Origin of the sequence: Streptomyces sp. NPDC008092, assembly GCF_042957285.1 — a bacterium.
Lineage (GTDB): Bacteria > Actinomycetota > Actinomycetes > Streptomycetales > Streptomycetaceae > Streptomyces.
Genome location: NZ_JBIBHY010000007.1, coordinates 127,069 through 152,313 on the forward strand (window position 1 = coordinate 127,069; position 25,245 = coordinate 152,313).

Sequence of the window (25,245 nt, forward strand, 5' to 3'; positions counted from 1 at the left end):
ATGACCGACGACCGCCGGACACCGGTCGCGATCGTGGGCATGGCGGTGCTGCTGCCCGGCGCCGCGGGCCTCGACGCGTACTGGACCAACCTGCGCGACGGCGTGGACGCGATCGGCGAGGTGCCCGCGGGGCGCTGGGACGCGGACTACTACCGGCCCGGCTCGGCGACCGGGCCCGCCGTCCCCGACGAGGTGTACTGCCGGCGCGGCGGGTTCGTGGACGGGCTGGCCGAGGTGGAGGTCACCCGGTACGGGATCATGCCGAACTCCGTCCACGGCACCGAACCCGACCAGCTGATCGCCCTCGACGTGGCCGCCGCCGCGATCGCCGACGCCGGCGGTGCGGACCGGCTGCCCGACCGGCACCGGATCGGGGTGGTCCTGGGCCGGGGCGGCTATCTCACCCCCGGCCTGGTCCGGCTCGACCAGCGGGTTCGCACGGCCGGGCAGCTCGTCCGCACTCTCGGTGAGCTGGTGCCCGACCTCACGCCCGGCCAACTGGCCAAGGTACGCGAGGCGTTCACCGAGCGGCTCGGCCCCGCCAGCCCCGAGTCCGCGATCGGCCTGGTGCCCAACCTCGCCGCCTCCCGGATCGCCAACCGCCTCGACCTGCGCGGCCCCGCCTACACCGTGGACGCGGCCTGCGCCTCCTCCCTGGTCGCCGTCGACCAGGCCGTCACCGAACTCACCGCCGGGCGCTGCGACCTGATGCTCGCCGGGGGCGTGCACCACTGCCACGACATCACCCTGTGGAGCGTCTTCTCCCAGCTCCGCGCGCTCTCCCCGAGCCAGCGCATCCGCCCCTTCCACCGCGACGCCGACGGCATCCTCATCGGCGAGGGCACCGGGGTCGTCGTCCTCAAACGCCTCGCCGACGCCGAACGCGACGGCGACCGCGTCTACGCCGTGATCCGCGGCACCGGGGTGGCCAGCGACGGCCGTACCGCCGGACTCGTCAACCCCGACCCCGGCGGCCAGAGCCACGCCGTACGCCAGGCCTGGCGGGCCGCGGGACTCGATCCCGCCGCACCGCACTCGGTCGGCCTCCTGGAGGCGCACGGCACCGCGACCCCGGCCGGCGACGCGGCCGAACTGACCACCCTGGCCGAGGTGTTCGGGCCCGGCGGACCCGACGGGCCCGGCGGCGAGCGGGCCGTGCTGGGCTCGGTGAAGTCGATGATCGGCCACACCATGCCGGCCGCCGGTGTCGCCGGGCTGGTCAAGGCCGCCCTCGCGCTCCACCACGCCACCCTGCTGCCCACCCTGCACTGCGACGACCCGCACCCGGCCCTCGCCGCCACCCGCTTCCGCACCCTGGACCGGGCCGCGCCCTGGGAGACCGCACCCGGACAGCCGGTGCGCAGAGCCGCGGTGAACGCCTTCGGGTTCGGCGGGATCAACGCACACGTGGTCCTGGAGGAGGCCCCCGGCCACCGCGCCACCGCCACCGCCCCCGCTACCGTCACGGCCGCCGGCCGCCGCAGCGCCGCAGCCGCACCGCGCAGCACCGAAGTCGCCGAAGCCGCCGGGGTCACCGAGGTCACCGAACCCGAACGCGTCCTCCTGCTCGCCGCCGACACCCCGGAGCAGCTCACCGCGATCCTCGCCGCCGACGACTCCGCCGTCCTCGCCGCCGGTCTCGCCCCCGAGGGGACCCATCCGGAGGCCGGCCCGGTCCGCCTGGGCATCGTCGACCCCACCGCCAGAAGGCTCGCCCTCGCCCGGCGCGCGGTCGGCAAGGGCCGCGCCTGGCAGGGCCGCAACGACGTCTGGTTCCGGCCCGCCCCGCTGCTGCGCACCGGCAGGCTGGCCTTCGTCTTCCCCGGCCTGGAGGGCGAGTTCACTCCCCGCGTCGACGACATCGCCGCGCATTTCGGTCTCCCCACCGTCACCGGCCCCGCCACGGACGCGGTGCGGGTCGGGGACGTAGGCCGTCATGGGTTCGGTGTTGTCGGCGTGGGGCGGCTGCTGGACGCGGCGCTGCGCCGGATGGGTGTGGTGCCGGACGCGGTGGCCGGGCACAGCGTCGGCGAGTGGACGGCGATGGTGGCCGCCGGGCTCTACTCGGGCGACCAGGTGGACGCGTTCATGGCCGAGTTCGACCCCGACGCGGTCACCGTCCCGGGCCTCGCCTTCGCCGCCGTCGGTGCCCCCGCCGACCGGGTCCTCGCCGCGCTCCACGCGGACCGGACGGACGCCGGGATCGTCCTCTCCCACGACAACGCGCCGAACCAGTCGATGGTCTGCGGCCCGGACCGGGCCGTCGCGGACTTCGTCCGGGCCTTCCGGGCCGACGGCGTGCTCTGCCAGGTGCTGCCGTTCCGGTCCGGTTTCCACACCCCGATGCTGGAGCCGTACCTGACCCCCATCAAGGCGGCCGCCGAGCAGTTCCGGCTGTACCGGCCGGCGGTCCCGGTCTGGTCCGGCACCACCGCGGCCCCCTTCCCGGCGGCCGAGGCCGAGGTGCGCGAACTGTTCGTCCGGCACCTGCTGGAGCCGGTCCGGTTCCGGCAACTGGTCGAGGCCCTGTACGCCGACGGCCACCGGGTCTTCGTCCAGACCGGCCCCGGCCAGCTGGCCTCCCTGATCGGGGACACCCTCGGCGACCGCGACCACCTCGCCGTCGCCGCCAACTCCCCGCACCGCTCCGGGATGGCGCAGCTCCGGCGCGTGGCCACCGCGTTGTGGACCGCGGGCGCCGCCGTCGCACCGGCGGTCCCGAGGGCGGGCAGCACGGCCGCACCGGCCCGGCAACGGCCGCCCGTCCGCCTCGACCTGGGCGGCGCGCTGGTCTCCCTGGACGGCCCGGAGCTGCACGAACTCCGCGCGGCGCTGGGCGGCCGGCGGACGTCGGCGGGGCCGTCCCCGCTGGACGACCTCGCCGCCCGGGTCCCGGCCGCCGCCGAACTCGACGCGCTGCTGCGCGAGACGGCCGACACGGCAGCGGCCGTCCTCACCGCGATCCGCACCCCGTCCGGCCCCGCGGCCGGCACCCCGTCCGGCACCGCCTCCCGCGCCCTGCCCCGCATCCCGGCCCCCGTAACCCCCGCGGTCCCCGTGGCGGCCACGACCCCCGCGGCGCCTCGGCCCACCGGATCCCAGCCACCGCCCCCCGCCTCCCGGACCACCACCCTCCAGGTGTCGCCCGAGGCGATGCCCCACCTCCTCGACCACTGCTTCTTCCCGCAACGCCCGGACTGGCCCGACACCGAGGACCGCTGGCCGGTGGTCCCGGCCACCACGATCGTCCAGCACATGATGGACGCGGCCGAGGACGCCACCGGACTGCGGGCGGTCGCCGTGCACGGCGCCCGCTTCGACCGCTGGCTCACCGCCACGCCCGCCGTCGAGGTCCCGGTCACCGTCACCCCCGAGGCCCCCGGACGCGTTTCGGTCACCTTCGGCCCCACCGCCCGCGCGGTCGTCGAAGTGGCCCCGGACCATGCTCCGCCGCCCACCGGACCGGCCGGGCCCCCGGCCGCCGAGCGGACCCCCGACCACAGCGCCGCCGAACTGTACGCCGAGCGCTGGATGTTCCACGGCCCGGTGTTCCAGGGCGTCACCGAACTCACCGCGATCGGCGACCGGCACGTCCGCGGCGTGATCACCACGCCCGCCGCGCCGGGCGCCCTCCTGGACAACGTCGGCCAGATCCTCGGCTACTGGATCATGTCCACCCGCACCGAGCGGACCGTCGTCTTCCCGGTGCAGATGCGGGAGATGCGCTTCCACGGTCCGCACCCCGCCCCCGGCACCGAGGTCGGCTGCCTGGTGCGGATCACCTCGCTCACCGACACCGTCCTCGAAGCGGACGTGGAACTCACCGTCGGCGGCCGGGTCTGGGCCCGGATCGGCGGCTGGCAGGACCGCCGCTTCGACAACGACCCGCAGACCCGCCCCGTCGAGCGCTTCCCGGAGCGCAACACCCTCTCCGAGGGCCGGCCCGGCGGCTGGGCCCTGCTCCACGAACGCTGGCCGGACCTCGCCTCCCGCGACCTGATCATGCGCAACTCCCTCGGCGGAGCGGAGCGTTCGGAGTACGCCGAGCACCCGCCGCGCGGCCGCCGGCAGTGGCTGCTGGGCCGGATCGCCGCCAAGGACGCGGTACGGCAGTGGCTCTGGCAGCACGGCGAGGGCCCGGTCTTCCCAGCCGAACTCCGCGTCCGCAACGACGCGTTGGGCCGCCCGTACGTGGTCGGCGTGCACGGCCGCACGCTGCCCGCGCTGGACGTCTCGCTCGCCCACCGGGCCGAGGCGGCGGTGGCGATCGTACGGCCGCACACCCCCGGACCCGGTCCGGGCATCGACCTCGAAGAGGTCGCCGAACGCGACCCGGCGGCCATGCAGGCCGCGCTCGGCGCGGACGAACTCCGGCTGCTGCACACCCTGTCCGCCGACGGCCCGACCGCTCTGTGGTTCACCAGGTTCTGGGCGGCCAAGGAAGCCGTCGCCAAGGCCGAGGGCACCGGATTCGACGGCCGGCCACGGGACTTCACCGTCCTGGAAGCCGCCCCGGACGGCAGCCGGCTGCTGGTCTCGGGCCGGCTCGAACGCGCCTACCCGGTGCACTGCGCGCCGGTCCGCAATCCCCCCGCACTGCCGGACCGCGACTACGTCGTGGCCTGGACCACCGGACCGGCAGCCGCAGACCCCGAGGAGGACCCGCGATGAATCCCACCGAACCCGAGATCCGAGCCGACGAGGAGGCCGTGCTCGCCGACCTCGCGCGGATGCTGCGCACCCTCCTGGAGGAGTACGGCGACGACGACGCCGAGATCGGCATGAGCACCACCTTCAACCGCGACCTGGAGCTGGAGAGCATCGACCTGGTCACCCTCGCCGGACTCCTGGAGGAGCGGTACGGCAAGCGGGTCAACTTCGCCGAGTTCCTGGCCGGGATGGAGTTCGACGAGATCATCGAGCTGACCGTCGGCCGGCTCGTCGAGTACGTGGTGTGGAGCCTGAAGGCCACGGAGGCGGGCTGACCGATGGCCATCGTCGACACCGGGGACATCCGGCTGCACGTACAGAGAATGGGCCCGGGGGAGGGCCGTACCCCCCTCGCCACCGTGGTCCTCGTCCACGGGCTGCTCACCGACAGCCTGGCCAGCTACTACTTCACCGTGGCCCCCGCGTTCGCCGCCTCCGGCCTCGACGTGGTCATGTACGACCTGCGCGGCCACGGCCGCAGCGGCCGCCCCGCCGACGGCTACACCCTCGACCACAACATCGACGACCTGGAGGCCCTGCTCGACCACCTGTCGATCACCGGCCCGGTCCACCTCGTCGGCAACTCCTACGGCGGCACCATCGCCTTCGGCTACGCGGCCCGCCACCCGGAGCGCACGGCCAGCCTGACCCTCATCGAGTCCGAACCGGCGACCGCCGCCTGGGCGGAGAAACTCGGCGGCATCCTGGGCCGGGTCGTCACCGAACTCGCCCACAACGAGCCGGACGCCATCGCCTGGATCACCGCGAACCGCAGCCACAACACCGCACGCCTCGCCAAGGGGGCGGCCCGCCTGGCCCGCGAGACCAGCCTCGGCCGGGACATCCCGGCCAGCCGGGTCCTGACCGAGGACCAGATCAGCGCCGTACGCTGCCCGGTCCTCGGGGTGTACGGCGGTGACTCCGACCTGGTCGGGGTGGTCCCGCTGAAGGAGGCCCTGCTGGCGGACTACCGGTCGGTGGTGCTGCCGGGGCACGAGCACTCCGTGCTGGTCGAGGCGGCCGGCACGGTCGGCGGACACATCCTGGAGCTGATCCACTCGGTCGGCGGCGGCGTACGGGCCGGGGTCCGGTGAGCGGCTTCCTGTTCGCCGTACCGCCCCTGGTCGGCCACATCAACCCGGCCGTCGGCGTCGCGGCCGAACTCGCCGCGCGCGGGCACCGGGTGGCCTGGGTCTGCGCGGACGCAGCTCTGGTGCGGCGGCTCGCGGGACCGGCGGCCACGGTGTTCCCGTGCGCGGGCGCCGCCGAGGGCGAGCGGCCCGCCGACCTGCGGGGCGCGGAGGCGCTGAGGTTCCTCTGGGAGTGGTTCCTGGTGCCGCTGGCGGACGCCATGGCGCCCGGCGTACGGGCGGCCGCCGAGGACTTCCGCCCCGACGTGGTCGTCGCCGACCAGCAGGCCTTCGCCGGGGCCCTGGTGGCCGAGCGGCTCGGCCTGCCGTGGGCGACCTCCGCGACCACCTCGGCCGAGTTCGGCGGCGCCTACGACGGCATCCCCAAGGTCGCCGAGTGGCTCCGGGACCGGCTCGCGGAACTGCGCGGCCGCATCGGCGACCCGGCGGGCACCGCCGACCCGCGCTTCTCGCCGTATCTCACCCTCGCCTTCACCACCCCCGAACTGGCGGGCCCCACCGACCGGCCGGCGGTCCGCTACGTGGGCCCGTCGATCTCCGAACGGCCGGTCGCCGACGGCTTCCCCTGGGAGTGGCTGGACCCGGGCCGGGAGCGCGTCCTCGTCTCCCTCGGCACCGCCAACGCTGACGTCGGCGGGCGGTTCCTGGCCGAGTGCGTGACCGCCGTCCGCGAACGCGCCGACCGGGTCCAGGCGCTGGTCGCCGACCCCGGCGCCACCCTGCCGCCCGCGGCCGACGACAAGGACATCCTGATCCTGCCCTCCCTGCCCCAGCTCCCGCTCCTGGAGCGGGTCGACGCGGTCGTCTGCCACGCCGGGCACAACACCGTGTGCGAGGCCCTGTGGCACGGCGTCCCGCTGGTCGTCGCCCCCATCCGCGACGACCAGCCGGTGATCGCCGGGCAGGTCGTCGACGCCGGCGCGGGCCTGAGGGTCCGCTTCGGCCGGGTCACCGCGCCGCGGCTGGGCGAGGCCATCGACACCGTCCTGTACGAACCCGGCCCGCGCACCGCGGCGGCCAGGATCCGCACCGCGTTCCGCGCGGCCGGCGGCGCACCGGCCGCCGCGGCCCACCTGGAACACCTCGCAGCCGATCCGCACGCACGGAGAGCAAGGAGAGCCGATGAGCAAGCAGAGTGAGATCGAGGCGCTGCGCTCCGCCTACCGGCGGGACCTCGCCGAGGGCACCGACCGCTTCTTCGAACCCCGGCGCACCACCTGCCCCTGGTGCGCCTCCGACCGGCTGACCACCCGGCTGCGCACCAGCGACCTGCTCCAGCACAAGCCCGGCGCCTTCGCCCTCGACCGCTGCGCGGAGTGCGGACACACCTTCCAGAACCCGCGCCTGAACGACACCGGCCTGGAGTTCTACTACCGGGACTTCTACGACGGCCTCGGCGAGCAGAAGATGAGCGGCACCTTCGGCGGCCGCACCAAGATGTACCAGGGCCGCGCCCAGGCCATGGTCCCGCACGACCCGACCCCCAAGAACTGGCTCGACGTCGGCACCGGCCACGGCCACTTCTGCGAGGCCGCCCGCGAGGTGCTGCCCGGCACCGCCTTCGACGGCCTCGACTTCACCGACGGCGTCGAACTCGCCGCCCGCGAGGGCCGCGTGGAGCACGCCTACCGCGGCGCCTTCCCCGACCTGGCCCCCGAACTCGCCGCCCGCTACGACGTCGTCAGCATGTTCCACTACCTGGAGCACAGCACCGACCCGGACCGCGAACTGCGCGCCGCCCACGAGGCGGTACGCCCCGGCGGCCACCTCCTCATCGAGGTCCCGGACCCAGAGAGCCGCTACGCCCGCCTCCTGGGCCGCTGGTGGCTGCCCTGGCTCCAGCCGCAGCACCTGCACTTCGTCCCGGTCGCCAACCTGCGCGCACGTCTCACCGACCTGGGTTTCACGGTCGTCGCCGAACAGCACGCCGAGGCCCACGACCCCGTCGACCTGCTGGCCGCCGTGTGGCTCGCCCTGGACCACGCCGCCCCGCGCGAGGACGCCCCCTGGCTGCCGACCCCGCCGGGCGGCCTGCGGAAGTCGCTCCGGGCCGCCCTGCTCATCGCGGGCATCCCGGCCCTGATCGCCGGCACCCTCCTGGACCGCTTCGCCGTACGGCCGTTCTCGCACCGGCTGCGCGTCTCCAACGCCTACCGCATCGTCGCCCGCCGCGACTGACGCCCCGCCTCACAGCACCTTCGCGCGGATCATCGCCGACAGCACCAGGGCGCCCGGCAGCAGCGGGATCCAGTCGGTCAGGACGCGGTAGCCGATCACGGTCGCGGTGGCCACCGCGACCGGGGAGCCGAACGCGACCAGCGTGATCACCAGCGCCGCGTCCACCGCGACCCCGCCGGGCACCGGAACGGCACCCCCCGCGGTGCCGGCCGCCAGGTACGCGAAGATCACGGTGCCCCACGACAGCCCGAGCCCCAGCGCCTCCCCGGTGCAGGCCAGCACGCAGGCCTGCACCAGCGGCATCGCGGTGGCCCCGCCCCACAGGGCGAGCACCCGGGAGGGCCGCGCGTGCACCGTCCGGGCGTCGGTGAGCGCGGACCGCACCATGCCGGTGATCGGGCGCCGCAGCGGCCGTACCACCGCCGTCGCCACGCCCATCAGCGTGAGCACCGCCGCGACCGGGATCAGCACCACGCCGTCCGGCACCAGCTCGCCCAGCCGTCGCCACGCGGACGACGACAGCAGGAACCCGATCAGCACGACCGTCTTGGCGCCCGACTTGGCCACCGAGTACAGCGCGATCGAGGCGGTGGCCCGCTCCAGGGGGACACCCCGGGTGCGCAGGAAACGCACGGTGACGGCGTGCGCGCCGAGCCCGGCGGGCAGCGCGTGGTTGGCGGCGCCGGCGGCGAACTGCGAGGCCAGCAGCAGCCCCGGTGGCAGCCGGTCGGGCACGGCACCCTGACGCATGCAGGCGGCCACCACCCAGGTCAGGCAGGTGAAACCGCCCGCGGCCAGCAGCCACGCCGGTTCGGCGCGGGCGAGCCGGACGACGCCCTCGTACAGCAGGGACTGGTTGGTCAGCCCCCAGACCGCGGCGATGAGCAGCGGGGACAGGCACAGCGCGAGCCGGAGCGGCCGGCCCGCCATCGAGGAGGACGCCCGCAGCGGCGGCACGGGCGCGTCGGAGCAGGACGCGGGCAGTTCGGGGCAGGACGAAGGCACCGACGACAGTGACGACAGCGAGGACAGTGAGGACACGGGGACGTTGTCCTTCCACGGCGGGCCTGCGGTGGGGAGCCGGAGGCGAGCAGACGCCGGGGAGCCTTCCCGTCCCGTATGACACCAGGATGTCCGAAAACCGAAGGCAGGGGGGCGGGCCGGTGCCGCGGGCGCGGTGGTACCCGGCCGACCCGGTAGCCTTCCTGGGGAAGAGCACGCGACAGGGGAGGATCCGGCGGTGCACGTCCAGGAATGGCTCGACTCGGTGCCTGCGGTCGCCGTCTACGCCGTGGTGGCGCTGGTGATCGGACTGGAGAGCCTGGGCATCCCGCTGCCGGGCGAGATCGTCCTGGTCTCCGCCGCGCTGCTCTCGTCCCAGCACTCGGGTGTCAACCCGTTCGTCCTCGGCGCCTGCGCGACCGCGGGCGCCGTGATCGGCGACTCGATCGGCTACGCGATCGGCCGCAAGGGCGGCCGCCCGCTGCTGGCCTGGCTGGGCAGGAAGTTCCCGAGCCACTTCAGCGAGGGCCACGTCGCCACCGCCGAGCGCTCCTTCGAGAAGTGGGGCATGTGGGCGGTCTTCTTCGGCCGCTTCATCGCCCTCCTCCGCATCTTCGCGGGCCCCCTGGCCGGCGTCCTCCAGATGCCCTACTGGAAGTTCCTGACCGCCAACCTCCTCGGCGGCATCTGCTGGGCGGGCGGCACGACGGCGGTCGTCTACTACGTGGGCCTGGTCGCGGAGGACTGGCTGAAGAGGTTCTCGTACGTGGGCCTGGCAGCGGCGGTCCTCTTCGGCCTGGCGTCGATGCTGGTCGTACAGCGCCGGGCGAAGAAGGCCAGGACAGCCGAGAAGGAACCCGAACCGGTGAACGCTGGGGAGTAGGCAAACTCAGGGGCGCTGGGGGTACCCCCGGCCGAAGGCTGGGGGAGGAACTGCGCGAACAGCCCCCACCCACCCGCACCCGCCATGAGTCCTACTCATGCACCCCGCGGTGCGCCACAGCCAACTCCGCATAGAAGGTCCCGTTCAGGGTCACCCCTTCCCGCTCTTCACGGCTGAGCTCGCGCCGCACCTTCGCCGGCACCCCCGCCACCAACGACCCCGGCGGCACCACCATCCCCTGCGGCACCAACGCCTGCGCGGCCACCAGCGACCCCGCCCCGATCACGGCCCCGTTCAGCACGGTCGCCCCCATGCCGATCAGGCAGTCGTCCTCCACGGTCGCCCCGTGGACGACCGCGTTGTGCCCGATGGACACCCGCTCCCCGACCGTCACCGGAAACCCCGGGTCCGCGTGCAATGTCACATTGTCCTGGACGTTCGCCCGCGCCCCCACGGTGATCTTCTCGACGTCCCCCCGCACCACCGCCCCGTACCAGACACTCGCCCCGGCCTGGAGGGTCACGTCCCCGATCACCGAGGCCGTCGGCGCCACGAACACGCCGTCCTCGATCTTCGGCTCCCGCCCCCCGATCCCCACGATCAGCGCCTGCCGCGTCATCACCGTCTCCCGTCGTCGTCGATGTCCCCGGCAACCTAGCCCACCCCCTGGGGCGAAGATCACAGCAGCCCGCCTTCTTCAATTCGGCGCCAGCTGAGTAGCGTGACTGCGTGCCGAAGCCCAAGAACACGTTCTCGTCCTGGCGCCGCCGCCTCGCCCAACGCGCAGTGCACGCGGCCTGGGCCTGGGTGCAGCGCACCGGATCCGTCAGCGCCGACCACCCCGGCCGCTTCCGCTTCGGCGCCCTCGGCGAGGCCACCCGCCTCGCCTTCCCGCTCGGCACGGTCTTCGGCGAACCGTGGATCCACCTCGGCTCGCACTGCATCGTCGGCGAGCAGGTCACCCTCACCGCGGGCCTGATGCCCGACCTCGACCTCGGCCCCGACCCGATCCTGCGCATCGGCGACGGCGTGGTCCTCGGCCGCGGCAGCCACGTCATCGCGGACACGACCGTCACCATCGGCAGCGACTGCTACTTCGGCCCGTACGTCTACGTCACCTCCACCAACCACTCCTACGACGACCCGCACCAGCCCATCGGCCGGCAGTGGCCCCGCATGGAGCCCGTGGAGATCGGTCCGGGCTGCTGGATCGGGACCGGCGCGGTGATCCTGCCGGGCGCGCGGATCGGCCGGAACGTGGTGGTGGCCGCCGGCGCGGTGGTCCGCGGCACGGTGCCCGACCACGCCGTGGTGGCCGGCGCGCCCGCCCGGGTCGTACGCCGCTGGACGGCCGAGACCGGCTGGCAGCCGCCGCTGCGCACACCCCCGCCGGTGCCGATCCCGGCGGGTACGACGCCGGAGCAGCTGCGCGCGCTGGCGGAGCTGGACGAGGCGGACGTGGCGCGGCTCGCCGAGCTGGAGCCCGAGAGCTGAGCGGCGCCCGGCCGGGCCGTCGGCCGCCGGTTCAGCCGGTGGCCAGCAGCAGCGTCCCCACCAGTGCCAGCCCGGCGCCCGCCGCCTGGATCGCGCGCAGCCGTTCGCTGAGGAAGCCGCGGGCCGCGAGCGCGGTGACCACCGGGTAGAGCGAGGCGAGCACCGCGGCGACGGTGACCGGGCCGTGCTGGGCGGCGACCGAGTACGTGCCGTTGGCCGCGACGTCGGCGAGTCCGACGAAGCCCAGGGCCGGGAGCGCGGAGCGGGCGAGGCCGCCCTCCGGCAGCGCGGGCGTGCCCCGCCGCACGGAGAGCCACAGGGCGGCGCCGCCGGTCGCGACGCTGGTCAGCCGCTGCACGAAGAGGGCCAGGAAGAGGCCGGTGACCGTGGTGGACGCCTCCGTGATCAGGGCGAACACGGTGCCGAAGCCGGCCGCCGAGACCAGGGTGAGCAGGATCGTCCGGCGCTGGACCGCCGCGCCGCGCAGCTGCGGGCCGCCGGCTAGCACGACCCCGGTGACGGCGACCGCGATGCCCGCGACCTGGAGCAGCCCCGGCCGCTCGCCGAGGAACAGTCCGACCCCGACCGGGACGGCGACGCTCAGCGTGGCCAGCGGGGAGACCACCCCCATCGGGCCGCGGGCGAGGGCCTGGTAGAAGGAGAGGAGCGCGACCGGTCCGACCAGACCCGCCGCGAACGCGAACCAGAGCTGGGGTCCGGCCGCGCTCCAGCCGCCCGTGGCGACCACGATCACGAACAGGACCGCCGCCGCCAGACCCTGCGACACGACGACCACCGTGAGCGCCGGCGCGCGTCGCGTGAGCAGCCCGCCGCCGAAGTCGGCCAGCCCCCACAGGAGACTGGTGGTCAGGGCGAAGAATGCTGTCACGGCCCGCCTCGCAGTACAGTTCGGTGAACGATCAGGTACACCCCATCGTAGTTCACTCAGGTAAACTGCGTCATTCAAAATATTGGACCACAATGCTTTCCACCATGGACGGAACGTGTCGGACCTCGACCTGCTGACCCAGTCCCTGGCCCGCAACGTCAAGCACTGGCGCGCGGTCCGCGGCTTCACCCTGGACGTGCTCGCGACCAGGGCCGGGGTCAGCCGCGGCATGCTGATCCAGATCGAGCAGGCCCGCACCAACCCGAGCATCGGCACGGTCGTCAAGATCGGTGACGCGCTCGGCATCAGCATCACCACCCTGCTCGACTACGAACAGGGCCCGAAGGTCCAGATCATCCCCGCCGACAAGGCCGTACGGCTGTGGCACACCGACGCCGGCAGCTACAACCGGCTCCTCGCCGGCACCGAGGCGCCCGGCCCGCTGGAGATGTGGGACTGGCACCTGATGCCGGGGGAGAGCAGCCCGTCCGAACCCCACCCGACCGGCACGGTGGAGATCGTCCACGTCACCGCCGGTGAACTCACCCTCACCGTCGACGGCACCGAGTACCGCGTGCCGACGGGCGCCAGCGCCTCCTTCGAGGCCAACACGGCCCATGTGTACGGCAACACCGGGGACGTGCCGATGGAGATGGTCATGACGGTCTCCGTGCCGCCCGTGCCCTGAGCCCGCGGACCGGCTGTTAGCGTGCGGACATGCGCGCACCCATCGGAGACTTCGACACCGCCGTCCCCGCTCCCGACTGCCTCGACGAGCTGACCGCACCGGTCGCCGACGCCGTACGGCACTGGACCGGCGCGGTGCCCGCCGACCGGATCGTCTACGTCGAGACCGACCCGCAGTGGGCGGACACCGCGGTCTTCGTCGAGCACTACGGGCACGACCTGCTGGACAAGTCGGCCAACTGCGTGGTGGTGGCGGGCAGGCGCGGCGGCGAGACCACCCTGGCCGCCTGCCTGGTGCTGTCCACCACCAAGGTGGACGTCAACGGCGTGGTGCGCCGCCAACTGGGCGCCCGCAAGGCCTCGTTCGCCGCGATGGACACCGCCACGAACGTGACCGGGATGGAGTACGGCGGCATCACCCCGATCGGACTCCCGCGCGACTGGCCGCTGCTGGTGGACCCGGCCGTGGTCGACCTGCCCTACGTCCTGGTCGGCAGCGGCCGCCGCCGCGGGAAACTCCTGGTCCCCGGCAAGGCGTTCGCCGAGCTGCCGGGCGCGGTGGTGCTGGACGGGCTCGGGGTCTAGGAGAGGGTGTGCGCGTGGTGCGCCAGCGCCAGGTGCGGGTCCGCCTGGCCCGGCGCCGGTGCCGGGTCCGCGTGCACCAGGGCCGCGGTCAGCCTGGGTACGGCGTGCAGCAGCGCGTGCTCCGCCGCGACGGCGATCGCGTGCGCCTGCCGTACCGTCGCCTCGCCGTCGACCACGACCGCCACCTCGGCGCGCAGCCGGTGCCCGATCCACCGCAGCCGCAGCTCACCCACCGCCCGCACCCCCGGCACCTCCCGCAGCGCCCGCTCCGCCCGGTCGGTCAACTCCGGGTCCACCGCGTCCATCACCCGCCGGAACACCTCGCGCGCCGCGTCCCGCAGCACCAGCGCGATCGCCGCGGTGATCGCCAACCCCACGAGCGGATCGGCGAGTTGCCAGCCGAGGGCGGCGCCGCCGGCCCCCAGCAGCACGGCGAGCGAGGTGAACCCGTCGGTCCGGGCGTGCAGCCCGTCGGCCACCAGTGCCGCCGACCCGATCTCCCGGCCCACCCGGATCCGGTACCGGGCCACCCACTCGTTCCCGGCGAACCCGGCGAGCGCGGCCACCGCGACGGCCGTCAGATGCGTGACCGGACGCGGATCCAGCAGCCGTTCGACGGCCGTCCATGCGGCGAAAAGGGCCGACGCGGTGATCGTCAGCACGATCGCGATCCCCGCGAGGTCCTCGGCCCGCCCGTAGCCGTAGGTGAAGCGCCGGTTCGCGGCGCGGCGCCCGAGCACGAAGGCGATGCCCAGCGGTACGGCGGTCAGCGCGTCCGCCGCGTTGTGCACCGTGTCCCCGAGCAGGGCGACGGAGCCGGACAGGACCACCACGAGCGCCTGCACGAGCGCCGTCGCGCCGAGCACGGCCAGGGAGACCCAGAGCGCGCGCATGCCCCGTGCCGAGGACTCCAGCGCGGGATCGAGCTTGTCGGCCGTCTCGTGGGAGTGCGGCTTGAGGAGGTGCGCGAGGCGGTGGCGGAGGCCGGCGGCGGGGGAGCGGGCCTCGGAGTGGGGGTGGCCGTGGCCGTGCCCATGGCCGTGCTCATGGCCGTGGCCGTGGTCATGCGTGTGCGCGGGCTCGCCGTGCCGGTCGGGGGTGTGTGCGTGCTCGTGATGGTGCCGGTCGCTCATGCGGCTCCCCTCTCCGGTGCGCGGGACGTGGACACGGGGCGCCCACGACGCCATTATGTGCGTATGAGCGCACGCTTGCACCTATCACCTGCGCATCATGCGCATCCGCGCACCCCGGGCGAGGAACAGTTCGCCCTCGCCGCCGAGGTGCTCGCGCTGCTGGGAGACCGCACCAGGCTCACCCTGCTGCACGCCCTGACGGCCGGGGAGGCCGACGTCACCACGCTCACCGAGGTGTGCGGCGCCGCGCGGCCGGCCGTCAGCCAGCATCTGGCCCGGCTGCGGCTCGCCGGTCTGGTGGGCACCCGCAAGGAGGGGCGCCGGGTGGTGTACTCGCTGCGCCACGGCCATCTGCGGACGCTCGTCGAGGAGGCGCTGAAGGTGGCGGACCACCGGCTGACCGAGACCGAGACCGCTACCGCTACCGCAGAAGACGGTTGAGTTCGTCCAGCGGGGCGAGCACCTTCTCCGGTTCGCCGGTGGCGGCCACCAGTGCTGGGCCGAGGGGTGCTTCCTGCACCGCCTGCATACGGGCGGACGGCTCGGCGGCCGGGCTCAGCAGCGTGCGCCGGCCGTCGCGCGGGTCGGGTTCGGCCGTGACCGCCTCGGCGCTGCGCGGCCGGGCCACGCAGTGGGAGACCTGACTCTGGGCCAGGCCGGTGCGCCCGGCGATCTCGGTGACCGTGGTCCGGGGGTGGTCCCGCAGGTCGGCGGCGACGATCAGCACCGTGCCGACGCTGGTGGGGTGTTCACCGATGCCCTCCGTGGGGACGGCGGACTCGGCGAGCTTCTGGAGGCGGTGCCCCAGCAGGCAGCGGACGCTGTTCGCGGCCGGGGTCGCGGTGCTCACCGCGGCCGGCGCGGTGTGCGGGCTGGCAGGCGGGGCCGGGGTCCGGCGGCCACCGGGTGCCGTTCGCCGGACTGGTGTCCTTCTGCGCGGGGCTGCTCGCGGTGATCCTGCTCGCGCAGGGCTCGGCCACGGCAACGGTCTTCACCGTGCCGCTGATGTTCATGGGGCTCGGCACCGGCTGCCTGATCGCCCCCCTCTCCACCGAGGCGATGCGGCACGTGCCGGCACCGCTGGCCGGAGCGGCCTCCGGGGTCGACAACACGGTCCGGCAGCTCGGTTCGGTGCTGGGCTCGGCCGCCGCCACCGCGCTGATGGCCGCGGGGGCCACGCCCCTGGCCGGCATCCACCCGGCCATGGCCCTCGCGGTCGTCCTGCTCGCGCTCGCCGGTACCGCGCTGGTCACGACCCGCACCGGGAACCCGGCGGCCGTTCCCGCGCAGTACTCAGAAGGCGGTGGCCGCACCGAGGTACTGCTCGGCGAAGGCCGTCGCCGCCGCGCGCGAGGTGAACAGCCTGCGCAGCCGGGCCAGGCTGGTGCCCGCGAGGAACGGGTCGCCGGAGGCCGTGCCGTGGTAGATGCCGGACAGGAACCGGGAGAACTCCTGGTAGTCCCAGACCCGGCGCAGGCAGGCGTGGGAGTAGCCCTCCAGGCCGGCGTCGTCGCCCTTGGTGACGTACGCGGCGAGCGCGTCGCCCAGCAGGAAGGCGTCGTGCAGGGCGAGGTTCATGCCCTTGGCCGCGATCGGCGCGGTCAGGTGGCCGGCGTCACCGGCCAGGAAGAGGCGGCCGTACACCAGCGGCTCGACCACGTAGTCGTGCATGTCCAGCACGCGCTTCTCGATCAGCGGCCCCTCGGTGAGCGGCGGTGCCCCGGCCGCGCCGAGCCGCTCGCGCAGCTCGTCCCAGATCCGGTCGTGCGGCCAGTTCTCCGGGTCGTCGCCCGGCGGGCACTGCAGGTAGTAACGGGTGACCTCGGGGCTGCGCGCCATGTGCCCGGCGAAACCGTTCGGATGGACGCCGAACAGCACGCAGTCCGAGGACGGCGGTGCCTCGGCGAGCAGCGCGAGCCACGCTATGCCGTGGTCCTGCCGGGCGACCCGCACCCGCCCCTCTGGTATCGCGTCCCGGGTCACCCCGCGCGCGCCGTCGCAGCCCGCGACGAACTCGCAGTGCAGGAGCTGCCGGTCGCCGGTCGCCGGGTCGAGGTACGACACGGCGGGCCGGTCCGTCTCCAGGTCGTGCAGCGCGACGTCGCGCACCCCGAACCTGATGTCCCCGCCACGCACGTCGGCGTACTCCCGCACCAGGTCCGTCACCAGCAACGGCTGCGGATAGACGTAGTGGTGATGGTCCGTCAGTTCGCTGTAGTCGAACCGGAACCGGTCGCCGCCGAACCGGAACTCGCACTCGCTGTGCACCTGCGCCCGGGCCACCAGGTTGTCGCCCAGGCCGCGTTGCCGGAGTCCGCGGACCGCCCATTCCTCGATGACCCCGGCCCGCGGCCGGGTCTCGATGAACTGCCTGCTCTCGGTCTCCAGGACCACGCAGTCGACGCCGGCGGCCCGCAGGATGTTCCCGACGGTCAGCCCGGCGGGCCCGGCGCCCACGACGACGACCGTACGGCGTTCCCCGGACGGGGAGTTGGAGTGGGGGGAGGGGTGAGTCACCCCCGCATTATGACGGTGTCCCGTCAGCCATGGCAGTGCCACCGTGGCTGACGGGACGCGGGTGAGGCGGACGGGTCAGTGCGCCGGGGCGTCCGTGACCACGACCTCGTCGATGCTGCGCTCGATGTCGGCGGCCGTGGAGGCGGTCGCCTTGGCCCAGTAGTAGACGCCGATCGAGAAGGCGGCGATGACCAGGATGTCCCACCACAGCGCGATGTTGTTCTGGCCGCCGAAGCTGCCCTGCCAGGAGATCAGGCCCATGCCGATCAGGTAGACCGGCAGCCACTGCGCGGCCTTGAAGTCCAGCCGGGGCGCGTCCGGCAGGTTCCTGCTGTGGGCGTAGAAGGCGTAACCGCCGAGCAGCAGGTAACCGATGATGATCGCGAGACCGAGCCGCCACAGGATGTCCCAGCCGGACCAGTAGATGATCAGGTTGGCGACCACGAACGACAGCGGGGAGATCACCTTGCCGAACGGCAGCCGGTACGGGCGTTCGCGCTGCGGCAGTCTGTCGGCGAAGACGCCGTACGCCAGCGGGGCACCGGCGTACATCAGCACGCTCGCCGAGGTGATGAAGCCGACCAGCTGCTGCCAGCTCGGGAACGGCAGGAAGCAGATCACGCCGGTCACGAAGGACATGACGAGGCCGAACCACGGCACACCGCGGGAGTCGGTCCGGGCGAAGATCTTCGGCGCGTAGCCGTTCTTCGCCAGGCCGTAGGAGACGCGGGAGGTGGCGGTGGTGTAGATGAGGCCGGTGCCGCCGGGGGAGATGATCGCGTCCAGGTAGAGGACCCAGGCCAGCCAGCCGAGGCCCACCAGGGTGGCGAGGCCCGCCCACGGGCCGCTGATCCCGGCGTACTTCAGGTTCTCCCAGCCGTGCGCGAAGGTGCTGTGCGGCAGCGCGGCGATGAACACGACCTGGAGCAGGACGTAGATGACGGCACCGATCGCGACCGAGCCGAGCGTGGCGCGCGGCAGGTCCCTCTTGGGGTTGCGGCTCTCGCCGGCCAGCTGGATGGCCTGCTCGAAGCCGAGCAGCGCGAAGATGATGCCGCTGGTGCTGATCGCGGTCAGGACACCCTTGGAGCCGAAGGGCGCGAAGCCCTCCGAGTGGAAGTTGGAGGTGTGGAAGTTGCCGATGGCGATGATGAAGATCGCGGCCAGCGGAACGGCGATCTTCCACCAGGTGGCGGCGCTGTTGGTGTGCGCGAGCACCCGGACGCCGAAGAAGTTGACCCCGACGAACAGGGCCATGAGCACGACGGCCACCAGCAGACCGCTCGCGGTCAGGGTGCCGTCGGCGTGCTCCAGGTGCTGGGCCCACTTCCAGTGACCGGCGTAACCGATCATGGCCTCGACCTCGATCGGCGCCACGGTCGCCGCCTGCAGCCAGGAGAACCAGCCGAAGGACATGCCGGCCAGGCCGCCGAACGCGTAGTGCGGGTAGCGGGCCGTACCGCCCGCCACCGGGAACATGCCGCCGAGTTCGGCGTGCACCAGTGCCAGGAGCACGATCGCGATCGCGCCGATCACCCACGAGATGATCGCCGCGGGGCCGGCCATGCCGACCGCCTTCTCGGCGCCGTACAGCCATCCGGAGCCGATGATCGAGCCCACAGAGGCCCACATCAGGCCGATCAGCCCGACGTCCCGCCTCAGACCGCCCGAAGGTGTGATGTCCTCCGTGGCGGCTTTCTCGACACTCACCATGTCAAGTGGCCTCTCAGTTTCTGAACGCAGATTTAACGAGCAAGAGGGCACAAGTTAAGGGCGGGCGCCGCAACCGGAGAAGAGTGTTGCCAAAGATTTGACCCTCGATCTTTCCTGTCTTGGCCAAAGCTTTTGCACAGGTCAGAGGTGGTCACGGAATGTCCGTATTCAGTTGTGATATGTGAGAAGAGGGTAAGACAGGCAAGCTCAGATCTTCCTCAAATCCGGCTCGGTCCCGGTTCAGTCCCGGTTCAAGAGAGGGATTTCTATGGCCGGGCAGCGGTCCATGACCATGTCCAGACCCGCGGCCCGCACCCGCTCGTACGCCGCCTCGTCGACCACCCCGAGCTGGAACCACACCGCCTTCGCGCCCCGCGCCACCGCCTCGTCCGCGACCGGCCCGGCCAGCTCGCTGTTGACGAAGACGTCGACGACGTCGACCTCGAAGGGGATCTCCGAGAGCGACGCGTAGCCCTGCTCGCCGTGGACCGTCTCCGCCTTGGGGTGGACCGGCACGATCCGCTTGCCGAACCGCTGCAGTACCTGCGCCACCCCGTACGCCGCCCGTCCCCGGTTGGACGACAGGCCCACCACCGCCCAGGTGTCACCCGTCCCGGTCAGAATCCTGCGGATCGTCGCTTCGTCGCCGTACACCGTCGGCCTCCTGGGCTCGGGGAACATTCGCCGTGGGCAACAGCGGCCGCCGGACCCTGATTCCCCGGCCCGGACCGGGCCCGCGCGGTACTTCCGGGGCACTCCGCGCTGCCGGGGGTGTCGCATGTCCCGCATGTCCCGCCACGGTGACCTGAATCGTCGCAAGGTGCCTGCGTGCGGCCCGCCGCACGCCTACGCTCAGCCCGTGCTGCGCATCCTCGACGCCAAGTCCGGTGAGACCGTCCCCGCCGTCTCCGCCCGCCGTGCCCTGACCCGGGTGGAGGCACACGCCTCCGGGTACGACCTGACGGCGCTGCGGGTCCTGCTCACCACCGACCTCCTGCTGCGCGCGCTGGAACTCGGCGGCACCCCGGTCCTGCCCCTGCTCACCGCCGACCACCACCAGGCCGAGCTGCACGCGGCCGCCACCACCCTCGGCATCCGCCCCTTCGAGGACGGCCGCGACCTCGCCGCGGGACTGGGCGAGGCACAGGTCGTCCACGTCACGGCCACCGGCGGCACCGGGCCCGCCACCGGCACCGGCGTGACCCTCGCCGTCGCCCCCGCCGACGGTCCCGACGCCGGTGTCCTGGGCACGCTCGCCGACCCCGCCGCACTGCGGCTCGCCCTCCTCGACGCCTCGCGCTCCACGGCCGTCCACCTCGGCGCCGGCGCGCTCGACGCGGCCGGACGGCGGCTCGGCAGGCTGCGCCAGTCGGTGGCGCACTGGGCCCGCAGCCCCTCGCGGCCGGTGCCCGAGAAGGTGAGGGGACGACTGCGGGACGCCTGGGAGGACGACCTCGACGTGCCCGGGGTGCTCGCCGTGCTGCACTGGATGGAGAACCAGCCCGAGATCCCGGACGGCGCCCGCTTCGAGACCTGCGCCTACGCCGACCGGCTGCTCGCCCTCGACCTCACCCGCGACCTCGGGCGGGCGGCGTGATCACCCGGGCGGGCGCGGGCCCGCTGCGCCGCCTGGTCGTCCTGCGGCACGCCAAGTCCGCCTGGCCCGAGGGCGTCCCGGACCGCCTGCGCCCGCTCGCGGACCGCGGCCGCCGCGACGCCCCCGCCGCCGGCCGCGCCCTCGCCGAGTCCGACTGCCTGCCCGACCTGGCGGTCTGCTCCACCGCCGTACGCGCCCGGCAGACCTGGGAACTCGCCGCCGGCCAGTGGGGCACACCGCCACCGGTCCGTTACGACGGGCGGGTGTACGCGGCCGACGTCCCCGACCTGCTGGCGGTGGTGCACGAGGTGCCGGCCGAGGTGGAGACGCTGCTGCTGGTCGGGCACAACCCCGGCCTGGAGGAACTCGTCCTCGGCCTCGCGGGCGACGGCCTCGACGACACCCTGGAGCAGGTGCACACGAAGTTCCCGACCTCCGCGATCGCCGTCCTGGCCTGGCACGGCACGACGTGGGCGGCCCTCGCCCCGGGCACGGCCCTGCTGACGGAGGTGACGGTGGCCCGGGGGACGAAGAAGTAGTCGCCTCTCGCTGTGCAGGGTTGCGGCGCCGGCGACCGAGTCTCGTGCGCGGGCGGCGGGCTCAGACGGACTTGACCTCGCCACCGTCCATCCGGAGGGCCGAGCCGGTCATCCAGCGTGCCGCCGGCGAGACGAGGAAGGCCATGAGTTCGGCAATCTCGTCCGGTTCGCCGTAACGTGCGATCCCTGCCTCCCGGGGGAAGCGGGCGGTTGCCTCCTCGACGGTCATGTGGTGCAGCGGCGCCCAGTGCTCCAGGTAGGAGCGGCGACGGCCGGTCATCACCGGTCCGGGCAGGACACTGTTGACCTGGACGCCGTCGGCGATGCCGCGATCGGAGAATGCCTTGGCCAGCGCGACGATCGCCGCGTTGACCGTGCCCACCGCCGCGTAGGGGGCCTTGGGGGCGAGCGCGGAGTTGCCCGAGATCAGGACGACGGACCCCTTGGTCTCCTTCAGGGCCGGCCACGCCGTGACCGTGAGGCGGCGGGCGCCGTGCAGCTTGAGCGCGAACCCGTGGTCCCACTGCTCGTCGCTCATGTCGAACAGATCGACCTGCGGGACGGCACCTGCGATGTTGAGCAGGGCGTCGATGCGCCCGAACGTGGTGAGGGTCGTGTCGACGACGGTGCGTGCCGCGGCGGGATCGGCCAGGTCCACGTCGACGACCAGGGATTCGGCACCCGCCTCGGTGACGGCGGCCGCCGTCACGTCGAGGTTGGTGCGGTTGCGGGCTACGAGCGCGATCGAGTCGAAGTCGCGCGCCAGCCGGATCGCGGTGGACCGGCCGATGCCCTGGCTGGCACCGGTGACGATGGCTACTGACTGGGGCATTCCGTTTCCTGTTCATGTGTGGGGTGTCCTGGTGGCGGGCGCCGAGATCGCATCGTGTGAGCCGCCGCTCTCGGGGCGGGTGGCCGTGTTCGCGTCCGGCGGGCCACCCGTCCGGGCCACCCGGTCAGTTCGAGAGGAATCCGCAGATGGCGGCCGCGATCTCACCGGCGTGTGTCTCCAGTGCGAAGTGGCCGGTGTCCAGCATCCGGACGTCGGCATCGGGGACATCGCGTCGGAACGCCTCTGCGCCGGCGGGCAGGAAGAACGGGTCGTTGCGGCCCCAGGTGGCCAGCAGTGGCGGCTGGTGGGCCCTGAAGTACTCCTGGAACGCGGGGTAGAGCTCGACGTTGCTCGCGTAGTCGAGGAAGAGGTCCAGTTGGATCTCGTGTGCGCCCGGACGGGCCAGGTAGTGGTTGTCGAGCGTGTAACCGTCGGGCGAGACCGAGGACGGGTCGGCGACACCATGGGTGTACTGCCACACCGTGGTCTCGGGCTGGATCATGGTGCGCAGCGCGTCGCGGTGGGCCTGTGTGGGTTCCTTCCAGTACGCCCGGATGGGGTTCCAGCCGTCACTGAGCCCCTCCTCGTAGGCGTTTCCGTTCTGCGTGACGATGGCGGTGATGCGCTCCGGCTGCCGGAGGGCCAGCCGGAAACCGGTGGGGGCGCCGTAGTCGAACACGTAGAGCGCGTACCGGTCGAAGCCCACCGCGTCGGTGAAGCCTTCGATGACGTCCGTGAGGGCTTCGAAGGTATAGGTGAAGCTGTCACGGTCCGGCATGTCGGACTGTCCGAAGCCGGGCAGGTCGGGTGCGACCACATGGAATCGGTCGGCCAGGTGCGGGATGAGATCCCGGAACATGTGACCGGCGCTCGGGAAGCCGTGCAGCAGCAGTAGCTTCGGGGCGTCCGAAGGTCCGGATTCCCGGTAGAAGACCTTCAGCCCGTTCACATCGGCGGTGCGGTACGTCGTGGGGGCCATGGTGTGCCTCTCCTGGGGGTCAGCTCGTGCGGGCCGGGTGCGCGGTCGTCACCACGTCACGCACGGCGTCGAGGACGATGTCCACGACGTCCTGGGGCGCGGTGACCTGCGGCGTGTGGTCGACGGGGCGGGTGCGTACGTGGGCACCCATCCGTTCGGCCGTGAAGCGCTGAGTCTCCGGGGCGATCATGCGGTCGTCCTCGGCGACCAGAAACCAGCTCGGGCGGTCCTTCCACAGCGGCCGCTCGATGGGTGCCCCGATACTGGGGGCGCCGATGGGGCGCTGCGCGGCGGCCAGGATCGCCTGCTCCTCGGCTGAGGCGTGCTGCGCGAAGGCGTCCGTGAAGTCCCTGTCGGACAGCCAGACCATCCCGTGGGCGTCGGGTGCGAGCTTCGGCGTCAGCGGGTGCGGCCTCCCGCGGTGGAACACGTCGCCGGCGGACTCTCCCTCGTCGGGTGCGAGCGCCGCCACATAGACCAACGAGGCGACCTTCGGATGGCGTGTCGCCGTGATGACCGTGCCCGCATAGGCGTGACCGACCAGGACGACCGTGCCGCCGAGCCGATCCAGAACGCGGTCGAGCGCCGTGACGTCGTCGGTCAGGGAGGTCAGGGGCAGGGGCGCCGCGACGACCCGAACGCCGTCGGCCTTCAGCGGGCCGATCACCTTCGACCAGCTCGATCCGTCGGCCCAGGCACCGTGCACGAGCACGACGTCGATGTGGTTCGTGGACATGTTTCGTTCCTTTTCTCTCGCCATCCCGGTGCGGGGAGGTCTCCCGCCCACGGTGGGCAGGTCACCTGGGAAGGCCCCGACCCCCGCGCCGTCTAATTCCTAATGGGAGGCTATACACGTTAGGGAAATAATGGCAACAGGCTAGATGTAAGCATTAGGCTTCATGGGCTCTCGCTGCGAACCGCTGGCATCGGGGTGATGGAAGCTAATGGGTAGGATGGGGTGCATGACGACATCGCCTCGACTTGTGGACATGCAGCGCGCCGGCTTTCCGATGGGCGGCGAACCGTCGGTCGCCCTGGATCTCGCGGACACCCTGATGCTCGCCGCGCAACCGCAGGTCGACCTGATCGGCACACCGGCGGCCGTCGCAACCTGGTGGCGATTGCAGGCGCCACGGCTGCCCGAGGGGCCCGTCCCCGGCCCCGAGGCCACCCGGGCGCTGCGGTCCGCGATCCGTGACGTGCTCGACGCCCACCTGGCAGGCCGGCCGCCGAAGGACACCTCCGTCGAGGACATCAACGCGGCCGCCGCGGCCGTGCCCACGAGCCCACGCCTCGTCAGGGGTGAGTCCGGTATCACCGCACGGACCCGCTGGCACACCGAACAGGGCGGCAATGCGGCCCTGGCCGCCGTGGCCCGCGAGACCATCGAACTGCTCGCCTCGCCCGAGCGGCTGGCCACCCTGCGCCGGTGCGCGAATCCGACCTGCTCGATGCTGTTTCTCGCCGCGACCAAGCGGCGGGCGTGGTGCGCGGCCAACGTGTGCGGCAACCGGGTGAGGGTCGCCCGCCACTACGAGCGCACGCGCGGGCAGCACCTGGGAGACCTGGGAGAGGAGCTGCCCCCGGGCAGCGGGTGACCCGGCGGCGTCCGCATAGGGTGGGCGGATGCAGGACGAGTACCGCACAGTCGCCCGCCCGGGCACGCACGAGACCGAGGTCAACCGCTCCCGCTTCCTGTGCGCCCTCGCCCCGGCGGCCACCGAGCAGGAGGCCCAGGACTTCGTCGCGGCGGTCCGCAGGGAGCACGCCGACGCCACCCACAACTGCTGGGCCTACGTCATCGGCGCCGACGCCGCCACCCAGCGGGCCAGTGACGACGGCGAACCGGGCGGCACCGCCGGCGTCCCCATGCTCCAGATGCTGCTCCGCCGCGACATGCGGTACGTCGTCGCCGTCGTCACCCGCTACTACGGCGGCGTCAAGCTCGGCGCCGGCGGCCTCATCCGCGCCTACGGCGGTGCGGTCGGCGAGGCCCTCGACGCCGTCGGCACCCGCACCCGGCGCCGTTTCCGGCTGGCCGCGGTGACCGTCGACCACCAGCGGGCCGGCAAGGTGCAGAACGACCTGCGCGCCACCGGCCGCGAGGTCCGCGACGTCCGCTACGGCGAGGCCGTCACCATCGAGATCGGCCTGCCGGACGCCGACGTGGACGCCTTCCGCGCCTGGCTCGCCGACGCGACGGCCGGTACCGCCACCCTCGAACTGGGCGGGGAGGCCTACGGGGACGCGTGACGACCGGGGACGCCTGTTCGGGGACCTGACCGGCGGCCGGGCACCCCGCCCACAATGACTCGCGTACGTGCGAAGGCGCTCGGGCCGCGCGGGCCCTTGACCC

Annotated in this window: 25 protein-coding genes; 14 read left to right on the plus strand and 11 right to left on the minus strand. The window is 73.2% G+C overall.

Annotated features, from left to right (window positions below; all coding sequences use genetic code 11):
- Genes ACFZB3_RS23585 through ACFZB3_RS23605 form a run of 5 tightly spaced genes read left to right on the plus strand, consistent with a single transcriptional unit; the run spans nt 1 to nt 8,039 of the window.
- Complete coding sequence (locus ACFZB3_RS23585) at nt 1–4,671, plus strand: beta-ketoacyl synthase N-terminal-like domain-containing protein (RefSeq protein ID WP_391378089.1); 4,671 nt, start codon at nt 1–3, stop codon at nt 4,669–4,671.
- Nucleotides 4,668–4,985, plus strand: a complete 318-nt coding sequence (locus ACFZB3_RS23590; RefSeq protein WP_089105552.1) for an acyl carrier protein — start codon at nt 4,668–4,670, stop codon at nt 4,983–4,985. Before ACFZB3_RS23585 ends, ACFZB3_RS23590 begins: the two co-directional genes overlap by 4 nt.
- Before the next feature lie 3 nt (nt 4,986–4,988).
- On the plus strand, nt 4,989–5,804 hold the full coding sequence (locus ACFZB3_RS23595; protein ID WP_391378092.1) for an alpha/beta fold hydrolase: 816 nt from the start codon (nt 4,989–4,991) through the stop codon (nt 5,802–5,804).
- Nucleotides 5,801–7,000, plus strand: a complete 1,200-nt coding sequence (locus tag ACFZB3_RS23600; RefSeq protein WP_391378094.1) for a nucleotide disphospho-sugar-binding domain-containing protein — start codon at nt 5,801–5,803, stop codon at nt 6,998–7,000. Before ACFZB3_RS23595 ends, ACFZB3_RS23600 begins: the two co-directional genes overlap by 4 nt.
- Nucleotides 6,984–8,039 carry a methyltransferase domain-containing protein gene (locus tag ACFZB3_RS23605; RefSeq protein ID WP_391378096.1) on the plus strand — a complete coding sequence of 352 codons (1,056 nt, stop codon included), beginning with the start codon at nt 6,984–6,986 and terminating at the stop codon, nt 8,037–8,039. Before ACFZB3_RS23600 ends, ACFZB3_RS23605 begins: the two co-directional genes overlap by 17 nt.
- 9 nt (nt 8,040–8,048) lie before the next feature.
- On the opposite strand, the gene ACFZB3_RS23610 is transcribed toward ACFZB3_RS23605, so the two are convergent.
- Nucleotides 8,049–9,080 (minus strand): lysylphosphatidylglycerol synthase domain-containing protein, encoded by a 1,032-nt coding sequence (locus ACFZB3_RS23610; RefSeq protein WP_391378098.1) that lies wholly within the window; start codon nt 9,078–9,080, stop codon nt 8,049–8,051.
- A gap of 199 nt (nt 9,081–9,279) precedes the next feature.
- Between ACFZB3_RS23610 and ACFZB3_RS23615 the strand changes: the two genes are divergently transcribed.
- Complete coding sequence (locus ACFZB3_RS23615) at nt 9,280–9,924, plus strand: VTT domain-containing protein (protein WP_391378100.1); 645 nt, start codon at nt 9,280–9,282, stop codon at nt 9,922–9,924.
- A gap of 91 nt (nt 9,925–10,015) precedes the next feature.
- Here the strand turns inward: ACFZB3_RS23615 and ACFZB3_RS23620 are convergent, their stop codons facing one another.
- Entirely contained in the window at nt 10,016–10,543 is a 528-nt protein-coding gene (locus tag ACFZB3_RS23620; RefSeq protein ID WP_391378102.1) for a DapH/DapD/GlmU-related protein, read from the minus strand.
- A gap of 110 nt (nt 10,544–10,653) precedes the next feature.
- On the opposite strand from ACFZB3_RS23620, the gene ACFZB3_RS23625 reads away from it, so the two are divergent.
- On the plus strand, nt 10,654–11,418 hold the full coding sequence (locus ACFZB3_RS23625) for a DapH/DapD/GlmU-related protein (protein WP_391378104.1): 765 nt from the start codon (nt 10,654–10,656) through the stop codon (nt 11,416–11,418).
- A gap of 31 nt (nt 11,419–11,449) precedes the next feature.
- Here the strand turns inward: ACFZB3_RS23625 and ACFZB3_RS23630 are convergent, their stop codons facing one another.
- Complete coding sequence (locus ACFZB3_RS23630; protein WP_391378106.1) at nt 11,450–12,307, minus strand: EamA family transporter; 858 nt, start codon at nt 12,305–12,307, stop codon at nt 11,450–11,452.
- A gap of 115 nt (nt 12,308–12,422) precedes the next feature.
- Here ACFZB3_RS23630 and ACFZB3_RS23635 point away from each other — a divergent pair, with 115 nt between their 5' ends.
- Nucleotides 12,423–12,995, plus strand: a complete 573-nt coding sequence (locus ACFZB3_RS23635) for a cupin domain-containing protein (protein ID WP_391378108.1) — start codon at nt 12,423–12,425, stop codon at nt 12,993–12,995.
- A 29-nt stretch (nt 12,996–13,024) separates the two neighbouring features.
- Nucleotides 13,025–13,579, plus strand: coding sequence for a YbaK/EbsC family protein (locus tag ACFZB3_RS23640; protein ID WP_391378110.1), 555 nt, complete (start codon nt 13,025–13,027; stop codon nt 13,577–13,579).
- Here ACFZB3_RS23640 and ACFZB3_RS23645 read toward each other — a convergent pair.
- Nucleotides 13,576–14,712 carry a cation diffusion facilitator family transporter gene (locus ACFZB3_RS23645; protein WP_391378112.1) on the minus strand — a complete coding sequence of 379 codons (1,137 nt, stop codon included), beginning with the start codon at nt 14,710–14,712 and terminating at the stop codon, nt 13,576–13,578. The genes ACFZB3_RS23640 and ACFZB3_RS23645 overlap by 4 nt on opposite strands.
- A gap of 63 nt (nt 14,713–14,775) precedes the next feature.
- Here ACFZB3_RS23645 and ACFZB3_RS23650 point away from each other — a divergent pair, with 63 nt between their 5' ends.
- The gene (locus ACFZB3_RS23650; protein ID WP_391378114.1) at nt 14,776–15,153 is read left to right on the plus strand and encodes a metalloregulator ArsR/SmtB family transcription factor; all 378 of its coding nucleotides are present in this window, start codon (nt 14,776–14,778) and stop codon (nt 15,151–15,153) included.
- Here ACFZB3_RS23650 and ACFZB3_RS23655 read toward each other — a convergent pair.
- The 4 genes from ACFZB3_RS23655 to ACFZB3_RS23670 all read right to left on the minus strand — a co-directional run bounded on the left by ACFZB3_RS23655 (nt 15,134) and on the right by ACFZB3_RS23670 (nt 19,596).
- Nucleotides 15,134–15,562 carry a MarR family transcriptional regulator gene (locus ACFZB3_RS23655; protein ID WP_391378116.1) on the minus strand — a complete coding sequence of 143 codons (429 nt, stop codon included), beginning with the start codon at nt 15,560–15,562 and terminating at the stop codon, nt 15,134–15,136. The two genes, ACFZB3_RS23650 and ACFZB3_RS23655, sit on opposite strands and share 20 nt — an antisense overlap.
- 443 nt (nt 15,563–16,005) lie before the next feature.
- The gene (locus tag ACFZB3_RS23660) at nt 16,006–17,229 is read right to left on the minus strand and encodes a 4-hydroxybenzoate 3-monooxygenase (RefSeq protein WP_391378118.1); all 1,224 of its coding nucleotides are present in this window, start codon (nt 17,227–17,229) and stop codon (nt 16,006–16,008) included.
- 75 nt (nt 17,230–17,304) lie between these two features.
- Nucleotides 17,305–18,942 (minus strand): amino acid permease, encoded by a 1,638-nt coding sequence (locus ACFZB3_RS23665; RefSeq protein WP_391378120.1) that lies wholly within the window; start codon nt 18,940–18,942, stop codon nt 17,305–17,307.
- A gap of 240 nt (nt 18,943–19,182) precedes the next feature.
- Nucleotides 19,183–19,596 carry a CoA-binding protein gene (locus ACFZB3_RS23670; RefSeq protein WP_391378122.1) on the minus strand — a complete coding sequence of 138 codons (414 nt, stop codon included), beginning with the start codon at nt 19,594–19,596 and terminating at the stop codon, nt 19,183–19,185.
- Nucleotides 19,597–19,801: 205 nt separating this feature from the next.
- On the opposite strand from ACFZB3_RS23670, the gene ACFZB3_RS23675 reads away from it, so the two are divergent.
- Nucleotides 19,802–20,539: a hypothetical protein gene (locus ACFZB3_RS23675; RefSeq protein WP_391378124.1), complete on the plus strand. Its 738-nt coding sequence runs from the start codon at nt 19,802–19,804 to the stop codon at nt 20,537–20,539.
- Nucleotides 20,536–21,078, plus strand: a complete 543-nt coding sequence (locus ACFZB3_RS23680) for a histidine phosphatase family protein (protein ID WP_391378126.1) — start codon at nt 20,536–20,538, stop codon at nt 21,076–21,078. The genes ACFZB3_RS23675 and ACFZB3_RS23680 overlap by 4 nt, the downstream gene beginning before the upstream one ends.
- A 61-nt stretch (nt 21,079–21,139) precedes the next feature.
- Here ACFZB3_RS23680 and ACFZB3_RS23685 read toward each other — a convergent pair whose 3' ends face one another.
- The 3 genes from ACFZB3_RS23685 to ACFZB3_RS23695 all read right to left on the minus strand — a co-directional run bounded on the left by ACFZB3_RS23685 (nt 21,140) and on the right by ACFZB3_RS23695 (nt 23,625).
- A complete protein-coding gene (locus tag ACFZB3_RS23685; RefSeq protein ID WP_391378128.1) occupies nt 21,140–21,910 on the minus strand; it encodes an SDR family oxidoreductase in 771 nt (256 codons plus the stop codon).
- 124 nt (nt 21,911–22,034) lie between these two features.
- Entirely contained in the window at nt 22,035–22,889 is an 855-nt protein-coding gene (locus tag ACFZB3_RS23690; protein ID WP_391378130.1) for an alpha/beta fold hydrolase, read from the minus strand.
- A gap of 19 nt (nt 22,890–22,908) precedes the next feature.
- Nucleotides 22,909–23,625, minus strand: coding sequence for an alpha/beta fold hydrolase (locus ACFZB3_RS23695; RefSeq protein ID WP_391378132.1), 717 nt, complete (start codon nt 23,623–23,625; stop codon nt 22,909–22,911).
- A gap of 226 nt (nt 23,626–23,851) precedes the next feature.
- Here ACFZB3_RS23695 and ACFZB3_RS23700 point away from each other — a divergent pair, with 226 nt between their 5' ends.
- A complete protein-coding gene (locus tag ACFZB3_RS23700) occupies nt 23,852–24,487 on the plus strand; it encodes an ABATE domain-containing protein (RefSeq protein WP_391378134.1) in 636 nt (211 codons plus the stop codon).
- Nucleotides 24,488–24,515: 28 nt separating this feature from the next.
- Nucleotides 24,516–25,142, plus strand: coding sequence for a YigZ family protein (locus ACFZB3_RS23705; RefSeq protein WP_391378137.1), 627 nt, complete (start codon nt 24,516–24,518; stop codon nt 25,140–25,142).
- Nucleotides 25,143–25,245 lie beyond the last annotated feature (103 nt).

Coding starts and splice junctions, on each gene's coding strand:
- ACFZB3_RS23605 (WP_391378096.1), top strand. CDS start 6,984: ATGAGCAAGCAGAGTGAGATCGAGGCGCTGCGCTCCGCCTACCGGCGG.
- ACFZB3_RS23595 (WP_391378092.1), top strand. CDS start 4,989: ATGGCCATCGTCGACACCGGGGACATCCGGCTGCACGTACAGAGAATG.
- ACFZB3_RS23695 (WP_391378132.1), bottom strand. CDS start 23,625: ATGTCCACGAACCACATCGACGTCGTGCTCGTGCACGGTGCCTGGGCC.
- ACFZB3_RS23640 (WP_391378110.1), top strand. CDS start 13,025: ATGCGCGCACCCATCGGAGACTTCGACACCGCCGTCCCCGCTCCCGAC.
- ACFZB3_RS23590 (WP_089105552.1), top strand. CDS start 4,668: ATGAATCCCACCGAACCCGAGATCCGAGCCGACGAGGAGGCCGTGCTC.
- ACFZB3_RS23645 (WP_391378112.1), bottom strand. CDS start 14,712: ATGAGCGACCGGCACCATCACGAGCACGCACACACCCCCGACCGGCAC.
- ACFZB3_RS23650 (WP_391378114.1), top strand. CDS start 14,776: ATGAGCGCACGCTTGCACCTATCACCTGCGCATCATGCGCATCCGCGC.
- ACFZB3_RS23705 (WP_391378137.1), top strand. CDS start 24,516: ATGCAGGACGAGTACCGCACAGTCGCCCGCCCGGGCACGCACGAGACC.
- ACFZB3_RS23620 (WP_391378102.1), bottom strand. CDS start 10,543: ATGACGCGGCAGGCGCTGATCGTGGGGATCGGGGGGCGGGAGCCGAAG.
- ACFZB3_RS23585 (WP_391378089.1), top strand. CDS start 1: ATGACCGACGACCGCCGGACACCGGTCGCGATCGTGGGCATGGCGGTG.
- ACFZB3_RS23685 (WP_391378128.1), bottom strand. CDS start 21,910: ATGCCCCAGTCAGTAGCCATCGTCACCGGTGCCAGCCAGGGCATCGGC.
- ACFZB3_RS23700 (WP_391378134.1), top strand. CDS start 23,852: ATGACGACATCGCCTCGACTTGTGGACATGCAGCGCGCCGGCTTTCCG.
- ACFZB3_RS23665 (WP_391378120.1), bottom strand. CDS start 18,942: ATGGTGAGTGTCGAGAAAGCCGCCACGGAGGACATCACACCTTCGGGC.
- ACFZB3_RS23690 (WP_391378130.1), bottom strand. CDS start 22,889: ATGGCCCCCACGACGTACCGCACCGCCGATGTGAACGGGCTGAAGGTC.